The sequence below is a fragment of the Tardiphaga sp. 839_C3_N1_4 genome (genome assembly GCF_051811045.1).
Classification (GTDB): domain Bacteria; phylum Pseudomonadota; class Alphaproteobacteria; order Rhizobiales; family Xanthobacteraceae; genus Tardiphaga.
Genome location: NZ_JBPWQD010000001.1, coordinates 516,558 through 531,279 on the forward strand (window position 1 = coordinate 516,558; position 14,722 = coordinate 531,279).

General features: G+C 62.2%; 12 protein-coding genes and 1 pseudogene. 9 read left to right on the plus strand and 4 right to left on the minus strand.

Annotation, left to right across the window (positions count from 1 at the left end; all coding sequences use genetic code 11):
* The first annotated feature begins 40 nt into the window (after positions 1-40).
* Together AB8A38_RS02760 and AB8A38_RS02765 are read left to right on the plus strand one after the other, a co-directional pair.
* Positions 41-667 (plus strand): hypothetical protein, encoded by a 627-nt coding sequence (locus AB8A38_RS02760; protein WP_089263866.1) that lies wholly within the window; start codon positions 41-43, stop codon positions 665-667.
* 87 nt (positions 668-754) lie between these two features.
* On the plus strand, positions 755-1,777 hold the full coding sequence (locus AB8A38_RS02765) for an NADP-dependent oxidoreductase (protein WP_439084895.1): 1,023 nt from the start codon (positions 755-757) through the stop codon (positions 1,775-1,777).
* A 143-nt stretch (positions 1,778-1,920) separates the two neighbouring features.
* Here AB8A38_RS02765 and AB8A38_RS02770 read toward each other — a convergent pair whose 3' ends face one another.
* On the minus strand, positions 1,921-2,772 hold the full coding sequence (locus tag AB8A38_RS02770; protein ID WP_439084896.1) for a metallophosphoesterase family protein: 852 nt from the start codon (positions 2,770-2,772) through the stop codon (positions 1,921-1,923).
* Positions 2,773-2,841: 69 nt separating this feature from the next.
* On the minus strand, positions 2,842-3,483 hold the full coding sequence (locus tag AB8A38_RS02775; protein ID WP_439084897.1) for an acriflavin resistance protein: 642 nt from the start codon (positions 3,481-3,483) through the stop codon (positions 2,842-2,844).
* A 209-nt stretch (positions 3,484-3,692) separates the two neighbouring features.
* Here AB8A38_RS02775 and AB8A38_RS02780 point away from each other — a divergent pair, with 209 nt between their 5' ends.
* The 4 genes from AB8A38_RS02780 (at position 3,693) to AB8A38_RS02795 (ending at position 8,517) form a co-directional block, all read left to right on the plus strand.
* Positions 3,693-4,043, plus strand: coding sequence for a hypothetical protein (locus AB8A38_RS02780; protein WP_175366215.1), 351 nt, complete (start codon positions 3,693-3,695; stop codon positions 4,041-4,043).
* Positions 4,044-4,083: 40 nt separating this feature from the next.
* Positions 4,084-5,385 (plus strand): RsmB/NOP family class I SAM-dependent RNA methyltransferase, encoded by a 1,302-nt coding sequence (locus AB8A38_RS02785; RefSeq protein ID WP_439084898.1) that lies wholly within the window; start codon positions 4,084-4,086, stop codon positions 5,383-5,385.
* Positions 5,386-5,544: 159 nt separating this feature from the next.
* The gene (guaA, locus tag AB8A38_RS02790; RefSeq protein ID WP_439084899.1) at positions 5,545-7,164 is read left to right on the plus strand and encodes a glutamine-hydrolyzing GMP synthase; all 1,620 of its coding nucleotides are present in this window, start codon (positions 5,545-5,547) and stop codon (positions 7,162-7,164) included.
* A 420-nt stretch (positions 7,165-7,584) separates the two neighbouring features.
* Positions 7,585-8,517: a hypothetical protein gene (locus tag AB8A38_RS02795; RefSeq protein ID WP_439084900.1), complete on the plus strand. Its 933-nt coding sequence runs from the start codon at positions 7,585-7,587 to the stop codon at positions 8,515-8,517.
* Between the two features lie 225 nt (positions 8,518-8,742).
* Here AB8A38_RS02795 and AB8A38_RS02800 read toward each other — a convergent pair whose 3' ends face one another.
* Both AB8A38_RS02800 and AB8A38_RS02805 read right to left on the minus strand, forming a co-directional pair.
* Positions 8,743-9,342, minus strand: coding sequence for an NADPH-dependent F420 reductase (locus tag AB8A38_RS02800; protein WP_439084901.1), 600 nt, complete (start codon positions 9,340-9,342; stop codon positions 8,743-8,745).
* A 109-nt stretch (positions 9,343-9,451) separates the two neighbouring features.
* The gene (locus tag AB8A38_RS02805; protein ID WP_439084902.1) at positions 9,452-10,186 is read right to left on the minus strand and encodes an SDR family NAD(P)-dependent oxidoreductase; all 735 of its coding nucleotides are present in this window, start codon (positions 10,184-10,186) and stop codon (positions 9,452-9,454) included.
* A gap of 259 nt (positions 10,187-10,445) precedes the next feature.
* Here AB8A38_RS02805 and AB8A38_RS02810 point away from each other — a divergent pair, with 259 nt between their 5' ends.
* From AB8A38_RS02810 to AB8A38_RS02820, 3 genes and pseudogenes are all read left to right on the plus strand, one after another.
* Positions 10,446-11,342, plus strand: coding sequence for a LysR family transcriptional regulator (locus AB8A38_RS02810; protein ID WP_439084903.1), 897 nt, complete (start codon positions 10,446-10,448; stop codon positions 11,340-11,342).
* A 312-nt stretch (positions 11,343-11,654) separates the two neighbouring features.
* Positions 11,655-14,441, plus strand: coding sequence for a bifunctional aconitate hydratase 2/2-methylisocitrate dehydratase (locus AB8A38_RS02815; protein WP_439084904.1), 2,787 nt, complete (start codon positions 11,655-11,657; stop codon positions 14,439-14,441).
* 77 nt (positions 14,442-14,518) lie between these two features.
* A pseudogene (locus AB8A38_RS02820) lies at positions 14,519-14,581 on the plus strand (GMP synthase); the annotation flags it as partial.
* Positions 14,582-14,722 lie beyond the last annotated feature (141 nt).

Here is a 14,722-nt window from a genome sequence, read left to right on the forward strand (position 1 = left end):
CGCGTCGAAGTAACACCCGCAGAAAAGAACGTTGGATACTATGGCCATTGAATGGACGGACGAACGCATTGCGGCTCTCGACACCGCGCAACTGAAAAACCTGCGTGAGAACGCCACACGCCGCGAGGTCACGGCGCTGGTTGAGCTTTGCACTACCGAGCTCGCCAAGCGTAATGCCGACAAGCCGCGCAGGATCGGCCAGCCGCGCAGCGAGGCCAAGCAGTTCGAGCATGACATGTCGGCGGAACTCGCAACCGTCGGCAAGGCGATGGCCGAGAAATACGATCTCTCCGAAGCGACCGCCAAGGCGAAGTCCGAAGGCGTGAAGGGCTTCAAGGCGCACAAGCTGCTCGGCTCCGATGGCCATGCCAAGCTCGGCGGCATGCAGCGCGATGGCTCGGTCGCAGTGGATCGCTACATCTCCTATCGCCGCGGCACCGATATCGCGTCGCTCAGCGTGTTTCTGCTGAAGGATCAGCCGATCGAGGCACATGAGTTTCAGGTGATCGCGCCGCTCACGATGCTCGACGGTGGCAAGCCAGTGGCTGAAATCCGCCCGACGGCAACGGCGGCGCAGAAGCAGTCGGCCGATGGCGGTCTGTCGTTCAAGGATCTCGACAGCGCAGCTGCAGCATTCGACAAAGTGCTGGCGAAGATCACTGCCTGATATTTGCCGGTTTACGTTTTGAATGCGGCGCGCGATCATCGCGCGCCGCATTTTTTTGCGATCAAGAAAGAGAAACGGAGAAGTCCCATGTCAGCAGCCAAACGCGTCGTTCTCGCATCGCGCCCGCACGGTGAGCCCAGCCCATCGAATTTCCGTGTCGAGGATTATGCGGTGCCGACGCCGGGTGATGGCGAGGTGCTGCTGCGCACGATCTGGCTGTCGCTCGATCCCTATATGCGTGGGCGCATGAGTGACGGCCCGTCCTATGCCGCGCCGGTGCCGGTGGATGGCGTGATGGAAGGCGGCACGGTGTGCGAGGTGATCGCCTCGAACAATCCGGGTTTTGCCAAGGGCGATATCGTGCTGGCCCATGCCGGCTGGCAGACCCATGCGATCTCCGACGGCAAGGGCCTGCGCAAACTCGATCCGAAACTCGCGCCGATCTCGACCGCGGTCGGTATTCTCGGCATGCCGGGCATGACCGCCTATACCGGCCTGCTTGCCATTGGAAATCCGCAGGCCGGCGAAACTGTGGTTGTGGCCGCAGCCTCCGGCGCGGTCGGCTCTGCTGTCGGGCAGATCGCGAAGATCAAGGGCGCGCGTGCCATCGGCATCGCCGGCGGCGCCGACAAGTGTCGCTATGTGAAGGAAGAGCTCGGCTTCGACGAATGCCTCGATCATCGCGATCCGGATTTTCCGGCGAAGCTGAAGGCCGCGTGCCCGGGCGGCATCGATGTGTATTTCGAGAATGTCGGCGGCGCGGTGTTCGAGGCGGTGTTTCCGCTGCTGAACTTCTTCGCGCGCATTCCGGTCTGCGGGCTCATCGCGCAGTACAACGATACGACGTCGGAGGCGCCGAAATGGGCGGCCGCGATGATGCGCAATGTGCTGACCAAGCGCCTCAACTTCCGCGGATTCATCGTGCGCGATTTCGCGTCGATGCATGGCGACTTCCTGCGCGACATGTCGCAATGGGTGCGCGAGGGCAAGGTGAAGTATAAAGAGCACGTCACCGAAGGTCTCGATAACGCGCCAACGGCGTTTATGGGGCTGCTGAAGGGGGCGAACTTCGGCAAGCAGCTGGTGCGTGTCGGGGCGGACAAGGCCTGATTGGTTACATACTTCGCCGTCATCCCCGGGCTTGTCCCGGGGATCCACGTCTTACTTCTCGCGCAAAAGACGTGGATGGCCGGGACAAGCCCGGCCATGACGACTGAGAGATTAGAGTGCGCGTATACGACGCGCGGTCGTCATCACTGCGGGCGGGGTGTGCCGTCCGCATTGATGACGGTGAACAGATCGATGTCGGTCTGGCCCGGCGCGCGGCGGTGACGCACTTCAAAGCGGTCGGGCTGGAAACTGTATTCGACGAGCCCGACTTCCTTGACGCCAATTGTCTCCTGCTTGTCCTCCGCGCGAATGACGAAACTGCTGGAGGGCGCCCAGATGTGTCTGACGCCGCGCCATGTGGTTTCGCGCCGCTGGTGGACATGACCGCAGGCGACGAGCCGCAGATCGACAGGGTCAAGCAGATCGATGAGACGGCGGCGCGCCGGCATCGGGACATAGCGGATCGACGTCGCGGCCAGTTCCGGATCGTCCGGGGCATTCAGAAATAGGGGTTTGTGGATGAACAGCGCCAGCGGTCGTCCGTTCAGACCCGCCAGTTGCGAGGCGAGCCAGTCGAACTGCTCCTCTTCGCAGGCGAGCCCGCTATTCATGATCAACGAATTCAGGCCGATGAAGCACCAGCCGGCTGCATTGAAACGCCAGTGGTCGTGTCCAAAGACCGACACGAATGCCTGCCGGTTCTGCTCGGAGACTAGTTGGGCTGGGGGCGGGGCGACCAGAGTCGGGTTGTCGCCGATGTCGTGATTGCCCGGCAGATAGCGGCAGGCAACGGAAAGGGCGTCATGCTGTGACTTGGCAAAGGCGAGGTCATCGGGATGGCCCGGGCCATCGAAGGCAAGGTCGCCGCTATTGATGACGAGGTCGGGCTTTGCCGCGTCGATGAACGCGCAGACGCGCTGGAAATTTGCGACGAATTGCGGGAAGCCTGCGCCGAGATGCGTATCGGTGATCTGGATCAAGCGGAATTCGGACATGGCGGGAACTCCTCTAGTGGGAGTGTAGCCGTTCCGGATGTCAGCCAGATGGCTTGTGCGACCGAAAGGTTAGATCACGCGATATCTGATGGCATAGCCGTCGTTGGTGCGGGCCGTCTTGCCCGCGCGGGCTGAGGCGCTCACCTGATCGACCAGATGCCACGGGCTGAATTCAGTCGAGTGGCTCGGGCTTGCGGCCAAGCGCAGTTTGAATATCAGCGGTGCTTCGCCCGGCACGTTCACGATCATCACACGCTGCGCGGTGCGAAATTTCAGCGGCACCGTACCCCTGAGAATGCTCTCGCCCTTGTTCGTGAAAGTCGGGCCTTCGCTGATGGCAGCGAGGGCTTGGTTGCGGTCGGTATGCAATTCGATCTGCGTGGCTTCCGCGATGATCTTCGCCGCGACCGCGTCGGGCAGGCGGATTTCGAATTCGACAGCGGGCCTGGTCGGATTGATGCCGAGATAGCCCAGTGCCGTATGGCGCATGTCGGTGGCGGCGAAGGCGAGGAGGCCCAGCACGGCCAGCGCCGCGACGCCGTGGTGGACCACGTCATGGACCGAGCGATACCGGGCCCGGAAATAGAGATTCAGCAGGATGGCCACCGCGAGCGCCGCGGCGGCGCCGGCCAGGGTGGACATCATGAGGCCGGCCCAGCTGTCCGGGTCGCCGGGCGTCAGCATCGCAAAGAGGGCATCGAGATAGGCCATGGCAGGGCTCACGGGTTCGGCGTGCCTCCGGGCGGCGCCTGCAAATGGGTGTCGAGGGCCGCCCAGCCGGTTCAATGACCCCGCTATGGAACCTGCATGGAACTCATATGGAACTCTTGGGCCGGTTAATCGTCATGTTCCAAGGGGCGAGTCTGTAGCGCGAGCGGGGTGCCGCGCGGCTCTGAATTCCCCGGGCTGAGGAAATTTCAATGTCGATTCAATGGGTTTTGTTGCCGGTCTTCGTGCTGGTGGCGATTACGCTGGGCATGTTCTTCTGGACCGGCCGGCGCGGCGGCCTGCTGAGCCGCAACGACGCCGGCGATCTGCCGAATACCGCTCCGCAGCTCGATCTGCTGTTCTATGCGCTGATCGCCATCGGCCTGCCGCTGCGCAAGATCGATCTGGTGCTGGTCTGCCTGTCCTGGATCTTCGTCATCGCCCGCTTCGTGGGCGCCGGATTCATTGCCAATAGCCGGGGATCGCAGGCCTGGCTTGCCAGCGCGCTTGTGTTGTTGGCGATGTGGTTCTACTTCGCGCTACGGATGCTTCTCCTGATCTGATCGGGAGCGGCGTCGCGCCTCTCTCCGTCGAAAGATTGCCATGACTCCCGCCGCCCGCCTCTCCGCCGCGATCGAAGTGATCGAGGCCATCGACACCCAGCGTGTCCCCGCCGCCAAGGCGCTGAAGGAGTGGGGCACCGCGCACCGCTTCGCCGGCTCCGGCGATAGGGCCGGGATTTCCGGGCTGGTCTGGGATGTGCTGCGGCGGCGCGCCTCGAGCGCCTGGATCATGGACAACGACACCTCGCGGGCGCGGCTGCTCGGCATGCTCAAGGCCGAGCGCAGGATGGATGTCGATACGATTGCCGCGCTCTGCGATGGCAGCGGTTTCGCGCCGGAGCCGCTGTCTGACGCGGAGCGCTCGGCGCTGGCGTCGCGCACAGTGGCGGATGCACCGGCGCATATCGCCGGCGATTATCCGGAATGGCTCGATAGCCAGCTTGCCGATGTGTTCGGCGACGATCGTGTGGCGGAAGCCACCGCCATGGCCAGCCGTGCGCCGCTGGACCTGCGCGTCAACACGCTGAAGGCCAAGCGCGAGAAGGTGCTGGGCTCGCTGCGCCATCTCGGGGCCACCGAGACGCCGTGGTCGCCGCTGGGGCTCCGGATCGAGCTCGGTGCCGATGCGCGCAATCCCGGCATCCATGCCGAGGAGGATTTCATCAAGGGCGGCATCGAAGTGCAGGACGAGGGCTCGCAGCTCGCGGCGCTGCTGTCTGGCGCCAAGCCCGGCGAGCAGGTGATCGATCTCTGCGCGGGCGCCGGCGGCAAGACGCTGGCGCTGGCGGCGATGATGCAGGGCAAGGGCCGGCTGATCGCCACCGACGCCGACAAGCGCCAGCTGGCGCCGATCCACGAGCGTCTGTCGCGTGCCGGTATCCACAACGCCGATATCCGCACCCCGAAGGGCCCGGATGATACGCTCAGCGACATCCACAACTCGGCGGACCTCGTGCTGATCGACGCGCCCTGCACCGGCACCGGCACCTGGCGTCGCAATCCCGACGCCAAATGGCGGATGCGGCCGGGCGCCCTCGAGGTCCGGATCAAGGACCAGGCCGAGGTCCTCGACCGCGCGGTGGCGCTGGTGAAGCCGGGTGGCCGGATCGCCTATGTGACCTGTTCGGTGCTGCCGCAGGAAAACCGTGACCAGATCCGCGCCTTTACCGCCCGCCAGCCGGCGTTTTCGGTGGTCCCGCCGGCGCAGGTGATGTCGGTATTGTGGGACAAGGCCGAGGATTTCGCTGCGGCGACGTATCAGAGCCCGGAAGGCCTGCTGATGACCCCGCGGCGGACCGGAACGGACGGGTTTTTCGTCAGTGTTCTCAAGCGCCAGGGCTAACCCCACACTCAGCTGTCATGCCCGGGCTTGTCCCGCGTATCCACGCCTTGGCGCCCCCCGCAGAAAGACGTGGATGGCCGGGACAAGCCCGGCCATGACGGGGCTCATGTGCACGCTGCGGGGGTTGCGACCCCGCCGTGAGTCGCGTAATTCCTCGCTATGACAGCCCCCAGCAAAACCCAAGATACCGCCTCATCTTCGCCCGCCGATCCGTCACCCCATGTGGCTTCGGCGCATGACAAGATTCTGATCGTCGATTTCGGCTCTCAGGTGACGCAGCTGATCGCGCGGCGCGTCCGCGAGGAGGGCGTCTATTCCGAAATCGTGCCGTTCAACAAGGCGGAGGCCGCCTTCGCCGAGATGAAGCCGAAAGCCGTGATCCTGTCCGGCGGCCCGGCCTCGGTGCTCGACGACAACGCGCCGTCCGCGCCGCTGTCGATCCTCACCGCGGGCGTTCCGGTGCTGGGCATCTGCTACGGCGAGCAGACCATGGCGCAGCAGCTCGGCGGCACCGTCGAGGCCGGGCATCACCGCGAATTCGGCCGCGCCGCCATCGAGATCATCGATGACTGCGCGCTGTTCGAAGGCGTCTGGGAGAAGGGCGGCAAATACGACGTCTGGATGAGCCATGGCGACCGCGTCACCAAGATGCCCGAGGGTTTTCGCGCCGTGGCGAAAGCGCCTGGCTCGCCGATCTCGATCATCGCCGATGACGTCCGCAAGTTCTATGCGATGCAGTTCCACCCCGAAGTGGCGCACACGCCCGACGGCGCAAAGCTGATCCGCAACTTCGTGCGCAACATCGCCGGCTTCACCGGCGACTGGACCATGCGCGCCTTCCGCGAGGAAGCGATCGAGAAGATCCGCGCCCAGGTCGGCAAGGGCAAGGTGATCTGCGGCCTGTCAGGTGGCGTCGATAGCGCTGTGGCGGCCGTGCTGATCCATGAAGCGATCGGCGACCAGCTCACTTGCGTGTTCGTCGATCACGGCATGCTGCGCAAGGACGAGGCCAAGACCGTCGTCGACCTGTTCCGGCACCACTACAATATCCCGCTGGTGCATGTGGATGCATCGAAGACGTTCCTCGGCGAGCTCGAAGGCGTCACCGATCCCGAAGTGAAGCGCAAGACCATCGGCCGTCTGTTCATCGACGTGTTCGACGCCGAGGCAAAGAAGATCGGCGGCGCGGATTTCCTCGCCCAGGGCACGCTGTATCCCGACGTGATCGAGAGCGTGTCCTTCACCGGCGGCCCCTCGGTGACCATCAAGTCGCATCACAATGTCGGCGGCCTTCCGGCGCGCATGAACATGAAGCTGGTCGAGCCGCTGCGCGAGCTGTTCAAGGACGAAGTCCGCGATCTCGGCCGCGAGCTCGGCCTGCCGGACATCTTCGTCGGCCGTCATCCGTTCCCCGGCCCGGGTCTTGCGATCCGCTGCCCCGGCGAGATCACGCGTGAAAAGCTCGATATCCTGCGCGAGGCGGACGCCGTCTATATCGACCAGATCCGCAAGGCCGATCTCTACGACACCATCTGGCAGGCCTTCGCCGTGCTGCTGCCGGTGAAGACCGTCGGCGTGATGGGCGACGGCCGCACCTATGAATACGTTGTCGGCCTGCGCGCCGTGACCTCGACCGACGGCATGACCGCGGACTTCTATGCGTTCGACATGAAGTTCCTCGGCGAGACCGCGACGCGCATCATCAACGAGGTCAAGGGCGTCAACCGCGTGGTGTATGACATCACAAGCAAGCCGCCGGGGACAATTGAGTGGGAGTGAGTTTGCCTATTCGGAGCTATTCAAAACGGTAGGATGGCTAGCCTTAACGTGCTGAATTCGAAAATAGTTTCGACATCTCTGCTCCCGTCGGAGGAAAAAGACTAGTATAGCGCTGTGGGGCCTTGCGCATCTTACTAAGATTGAAATTTTAAAGTACCTCTTGGCAAGTCGCTCGTTGGTAATCGGCGCTACCAGCGCTCTGACTTCGATGGTGGCGTTGCCTCATCGCTAGTGGAAAAGGCATCGGAATTCAGTTCGGCAGCATGATATCAATGGCTTATGGCAAGATTAGCTGATTTCCCCCCTTTGGTCCGCAATGCGCTGGCTGAACGAGCCGGACACCGATGCTCCTTTCCGAACTGTGCAGCGCCAACAATCGGTCCCAGTGCGGAGTCAGATACCAGTGCAGCGAAGAGCGGGATGGCATGTCACATCTACGCGGCTTCGGACGGTCCTGCCGCTCGTCGAGTTGAAACTGAAAAAAGTATCGAGGAGTTGCGTTCAATCGAGAATGGCATTTGGATGTGCTATCGACACGGAAAGATCATCGACACTGATGAGTTTACTTTTGGCCCCCAGACTTTAATGGGCTGGCGGCGGCTCGCCGAGCGTCGTGCAAAGCTTCGCCACGAACTGGGGCGCGAACTTACGAACAACGATTTGTTAGGTGAAGCGCTAGTCGAAATTGCCATAGAGCTCCGGGTGCCAGAAATCACGCGTGATATTGACGAGGCGTTCCAAATGAGTGCCCTTCGTGAGATATGGGGCATACAGACAGCATTAGTGGCGCGCGATTTTGTAGTAGAGTTGGGACGTAACGCTCTGACACATGGTGGCGCAACTAGCTTTCGTCTGACAGTGAGCGCGCATAGCCTAATTCTATCTGATGACGGTCGCCCCTTTTCGCATACAGACTTGCTTGCCGCTGAGAGTGCCCGAGGTGGAAATACATCGCTTAAGCAAATGAAGCGCCATGCTCCTGATCTAGTAGCTTCCTATAGTCGTCAGGGATCTGAGAATGTGACCATCCTTGCCTCCACAAGCTCGCTCGACGAAATGTTGTCGACCAACCAGTGCACGACTGATTTTTTTGGAGCACCATCGTCAATTATGGCCGCCATGAAATTCGTAGAAGGGCATTCCGAATGCGGTACGATTTTTCTTAGGCCCACATTCGGGGCCTTAGGCTACAGCGATCTGGAAAATCTCGCGTCAGCTATTAAATTGTATGAGTTACAAGACCGAGATATTGCCCTGATTCTCGGACTTCATTCGAATGCGATATATGAATTCATCGCGGAGAAATTGCCCTTCGTTCGCGTCATCAAAAGCCAGTATTTGGGAACAATTTAAGTCGCGTCTCTTGCGCACCAAATTGTTGCAATACGCTATCGTCTTCAACTCAGGCTGACGATTCGCATTAGCGCTCCTTGCCATTGCTCTTCGTACGGCGTCCACAAGCTGTCAGGCCCGCCCCAAACTTCGCTACGTTGTGACCATCAAATATTCGGTCGCGCGCTGCTCGAAGACGTCAGCGCGCAACCCGTTCTCAATGTCGATCAAGCGGTCGTCGATCGATCACTGCTCCTTCTTGAACAAATCCTGGAAGATGAGCGGGCCCCAGGTGCGGCCGCGCGCGTGCACCAGCGCGCCACCCTCGTTGAGCTTTCCCAGCTTGACGGGTGCGAAGCCGAGTTGTTTGGCCAAATCCGCCACGGGAGCGATCGCATCCTCGTCGTCACCAGACAGAAAGACGACCCGGTGGCCGCCCTCGACGACCGGATCGGTCGCCAGGGTGGCTGCGCCCAGGTGATTGAAGCCTTTTACGAACCTGGCGCCGGTGAACGCCTTCGCGACGACCGCGGAGCCCGGGAGACCGTCCGGCTCTTCGGGGCCCGGAAACAGATTCATCGCGTCGATGACCGTCTTGCCTTTCCAGCTCGGTAGGACCTTCGCAACCTCGCGATGCTCGCCGAACGGGACCGCAAGGATGATCGTGTCGGCCTCGAGTGCATCCCCCAGCGGCCTGGCGACGATCGTGGGTCCAATCGCCCTGGCCTGCGGCGTCAACGCCTCGGGCGGCCGGCGGCTCGCGACGGTGACGTCGATGTTTTTGCGGGCGAAAGCGTGGGCGAGGGCCTGGCCTATCTTGCCGAAGCCTACAATTGCGTAGCTCATAATCTTCTCCGATTTGTTTTGATATTGATTCACGGCCTTCGAGGACGCTGGGTTATTCGGTCCGCTGTGGCGACCGCGTAGAGGTCCCTGCCGCGAACGAGGTACGATTTCAGATCGCCGAGAAGCCGCCGTCGACCGACAACTCCAGCCCATTCACGAAGCTTGAATCGTCTGAAGCGAGAAACAGCGCGACCGCGGCAATTTCTTCAGGACGACCCATCGTTCCCCGCGGGATCAGGGATTCGAACATCTGCTTCGCTTCTTCAGTGAGAACCTGGTCCTGCATCGGTGTGGCGATCGGCCCGGGGTGCAGCACGTTCACTCGGATATTCCTGCTCTTGAGTTCGTTGAGCCATCCGCGTGCGAATGCGTGCAGCGTCGCCTTGCTCGCCGCATACACGCTATAACCGGGAAAACCTTTGAGCGACGCCACTGACCCGGTCATGAAGATCGATCCGCCATCGTTGAACAGCGGCAACGCCTTCTGAACAGTAAAGAGCGTGCCGCGCGCGTTCAGGCCGAAGGTCGCATCGAAATGCTGCTCGGTAATTTCGCCCAGTGGCACGGATTCGCCCGTGCCGGCGCTCGCGTACAGGATATCGATCCTGCCCTTTTCCCGCTTGACCGTATCGAACAGACGGTCGAGGTCGTCGAGATTGGCCGCGTCGCCGGGCACGCCGGTCACGTTCCGACCGATCAGCTTGATGGCCTCATCGAGCGCCTCCTGCCTCCGGCCCGTGATGAACACATAGGCGCCTTCTTCGACGAACCGCTTGGCGCTCGCCAGCGCCATGCCGCTCGATCCGCCCGTGATGACTGCAACCTTGCCGTCAAGCTTTCCCATAACTTCTCCTGTGTGGTGTCGGGACTGTCCCCGAGAACCTCGAGATGGGTCTGCCGGCGTCAGGCGTTGAGTGCGGAAGCGCGCACATCGGTGGTGCGAAATCGATCCGGCTGGGCGGCTGACGCCAGCCGCGACGATCGGTGTCCGCCGGCGGGAATTGGACCGCGCGCGTCGCCATAGGCTATGGTGACAGCCCGTATTGTTGCAGTATGTTTGGACACGGGCTTGGAAGGCGCGCCGTGCGGTGCGAGATTGCACCATGATCGACTGGGATGACGTTCGCTACTTTCTTGCCGTCGCGCGCGGAGGCTCGGTGCGGGCTGCCGCCGAGCGCCTCGGTGTGAACCACGCGACCGTGCTGCGACGCATCGCCCAGCTCGAGGAACGCCTCGGGGTTCAGATGTTCGAAAAACTGCCTTCGGGCTACCGCCTGACGGCTGCGGGTGAGGAGGTCCTCGAATTCGCGGACCAGATGGAAGCGTCGTCGCATCAGCTGGAGACGCGCGTCTTCGGCCGCGACCAGAGCGTGCGCGGGCGTCTGCGGGTGACGCTGGCGCCGCCCCTCGCGACACATCTGCTGATGCCGGACTTCGCCGATTTCGCGCGTCTGCATCCGGACATCGAGATGGACATTCTGTCGTTCGGCGAGCTGGCAAATCTGACCAACCGCGAGGCCGACGTCGCGATCCGCGTCGTCTACGACCGCAAAACCCTGCCGCTCAATCTTCACGGCGTGAAGGGACCGGAGCTGTTCGGCGGCGTCTACATGTCCCGCGATCGACTGGCCGCATGGCGTGCGGGCGCGCCTGATCCGATCCGGTGGATCGTCATCAGCATTCATGGAATTCCGGATTGGGCGACTGAGGGTGACGTTCGCGCCACGGGGGTTCCGTTCAGGACCACGGACGCCGGGGCTCAGATCGTTGCCGTACGGCAAGGGCTCGGGATCACGACACTGCCGTGCTTCGTTGGCGATGCCGACCCCCTGCTGGTGAGGGTGCCGGGCACCGACCTGCACATGTACGGAACGGTTTGGCTTCTTACACAGGGGGAGACACGCAAGACGAAGCGCGTGCGGCTCTTCACCGAGTTCGTATCCGGCAGGCTCGCCGCGTATGCGCCGCTTCTCGCGGGGCTGTCCATATCGCGCGACTGACGCGCGGCAGGGGGCCGACCACCAATTTGTTGACGGTGGCGGGTCAGACCGACGTTTCGGACGGGTCTTCGGAGAGTCTCTTTGCGACAGGTCGAGTGAGAACCAGCATTTCCGCCCGGCAAGCATGCCTGCCGTCATGTTTTGACCGTTGAACGCTGAATTTAAAGGGCTATTTTTACCGCAATGCAGTATCTTGTCAGTCGGCCGCGATTGACGTACTCGAAGCCGAATTCGCCTTTAGACCGGTTTTAACAATAACGGTTGGTGGCGCTGCGTTTCCAGCGTCAACCACCTCATGACGTTGGGATGACGATGAGCCTCTATTCAGATTACCTCGCTGAGATCGAAAGCCGGAAAGCTCAGAACCTCGCTCCCAAACCGATCGACGACGGCGCGCTCACCGGCGAAATCATCGCCCTGATCAAGGACAATGGCAGCGAATACCGCGCCGATGCCCTGAAATTCTTCATCTACAACACGCTGCCGGGCACCACGAGCGCCGCGGGCGTGAAGGCGGCCTTCCTCAAGGAGATTATCCTCGGTGAGGCGATCGTCCCGGAAATCACGCCGACCTTCGCGCTGGAACTGCTGTCGCACATGAAGGGCGGCCCCTCGATCGGCGTGCTGCTCGACGTGACGCTCGGCAGTGCTGCCACGCTGGCGAAGCAGGCTGGTGAAGTTCTGAAGACCCAGTTCTTCCTCTACGACGCCGACATGTTCCGGCTGCGCGATGCCTTCAAGGCGGGCAATGCGGTCGCCAAGGGCGTGCTCGAGAGCTATGCCAGGGCCGAGTTCTTCACCAAGCTCCCAGACGTCACGGACGAGATCAAGGTCGTGACGTACGTCGCCGCCGAAGGCGATATCTCGACCGACCTGCTGTCGCCCGGCAACCAGGCGCATTCGCGTTCGGACCGCGAGCTGCACGGCCAGTGCATGATGACGCGGCAGGCGCAGCAAGAAATCGTGGCGCTGCAGAAGCAGCACCCGGACAAGCGCGTGATGATGATCGCCGAGAAGGGCACGATGGGCGTGGGTTCGTCGCGCATGTCTGGTGTGAACAACGTGGCGCTGTGGACCGGCAAGCCGGCCAGCCCCTATGTGCCCTTCGTCAACTTCGCGCCGATCGTCGCCGGCACCAACGGCATCTCGCCGATCTTCGCGACCACCGTCGACGTCACCGGCGGCATCGGCGTCAACCTCAAGAACTGGGTCAAGAAGCTCGACGCGGACGGCAAGCCGATCCTCAACAACGACGGCAACCCGGTGCTCGAGCAGAAATTTGCGGTCGACACTGGCACCGTCCTGACGCTCGATGCCAAGGGCAAGAAGCTGCGCGACGAAAACGGCAAGGAACTGGTCGACGTCGCTGCCGCTTTCACGCCGCAGAAGATGGAGTTCATGAAGGCCGGCAGCTCTTATGCCATCGTCTTCGGCAAGAAACTGCAGACCTTTGCAGCCGAAACGCTGGGCGTCGAGCCGACCCCGGTTTTCGCGCCGAACAAGGAGATTTCGGTCGAAGGCCAGGGCCTGACCGCGGTCGAGAAAATCTTCAACCGCAACGCCGTGGGCGTGCTCGGCGGCAAGGTGCTGCACGCGGGCTCGGACGTGCGGGTCAAGGTCAACATCGTCGGCTCGCAGGACACCACCGGCCTGATGACCGCGCAGGAGCTGGAGGCGATGGCGGCCACCGTCATCTCCCCGATCGTCGACGGCGCCTACCAGTCGGGCTGCCACACGGCATCGGTGTGGGACAAGAAGGCGCAGGTCAACATTCCGAAGCTCATGTCCTTCATGAACAATTTCGGCGTCATCACCGCGCGCGACCCCAAGGGCAGCTATCATGCGATGACCGACGTCATCCACAAGGTGCTGAACGACATCACCGTGGATGACTGGGCGATCATCATCGGCGGCGACAGCCACACCCGCATGTCCAAGGGCGTGGCCTTCGGTGCCGATAGCGGCACCGTGGCGCTCGCGCTGGCGACCGGCGAGGCGACGATGCCGATCCCGCAATCGGTCAAGGTGACGTTCAAGGGCGCGATGCAGCCGCATATGGACTTCCGCGACGTGGTCCATGCGACCCAGGCGCAGATGCTCAAGCAATGCGGCGACAACGTTTTCCAGGGCCGGATCATCGAGGTCCATCTCGGCACGCTGCTCGCCGACCAGGCCTTCACCTTCACTGATTGGACGGCCGAGATGAAGGCCAAGGCGTCGATCTGCATCTCGCAGGACGACACGCTGATCGAGTCGCTGGAGATCGCCAAGTCGCGCATCCAGATCATGATCGACAAGGGCATGGACAATGCCGCGGGCACGCTGAAGGGCCTGATCGCCAAGGCCGATGCGCGCATCGCCGAGATCCGTTCGGGCGAGAAGCCCGCGCTGACGCCGGACGCCAATGCGAAATACTTCGCCGAAGTCGTCGTCGATCTCGACATCATCGACGAGCCGATGATCGCCGATCCCGACGTCAATAATGCCGATGTGTCGCGCCGCTACACCCACGACACGATCCGTCCGATTTCTTATTACGGCGGCACCAAGAAGGTGGATCTCGGATTCGTGGGCTCGTGCATGGTGCATAAGGGCGACATGAAGATCGTCGCCCAGATGCTCAAGAACATCGAGAAGACCGAAGGCAAGGTCGCGTTCAACGCGCCACTGGTCGTCGCCGCGCCGACCTACAACATCATCGACGAGCTGAAGGCCGAGGGCGACTGGGAAATCCTGCAGAAGTATTCCGGCTTCGAATTCGACGACGTGAAGCCGAAGACCGCGAACCGCACCGCCTACGAGAACATTCTCTATCTCGAGCGTCCGGGCTGCAACCTCTGCATGGGCAACCAGGAAAAAGCGGAGAAGGGCGACACCGTTCTGGCGACCTCAACCCGTCTGTTCCAGGGCCGCGTCGTGGAAGACACCGCCGAGAAGAAGGGTGAATCGTTGCTGGCCTCGACCCCGGTCGTGGTGCTGTCGGCGATCCTCGGCCGCACGCCGAGCGCCGAGGAATACAAGGCCGCCGTCGAAGGCATCGACCTGACCAAGTTCGCTCCGCCCAAGATCGGTGCGATGGGCGCCTCCGTCCATTACTAGGGCGGAGGACGAGGGCTGTTCAAAGACCGGCGTTGGCAGGTGGACACCTGCCACGCCGCGGGGCTGGTACGCGAGCGGGCATCAATCGCGTGGTGTATGACATTACGAGCAAGCCGCCCGGGACGATCGAGTGGGAGTGACGGGGCAAGTGGCTGTTCCGAAAATGGCGTCTCTGACATAACTCCGCAGCAATCTGCATTCCGCTAACATTCTGGCCTGAGAGGGTCCCGATGCGCGCCTGCTTTATCCGTCTGCTGTCTGTTCTTGGTCTCCTTGCTTCA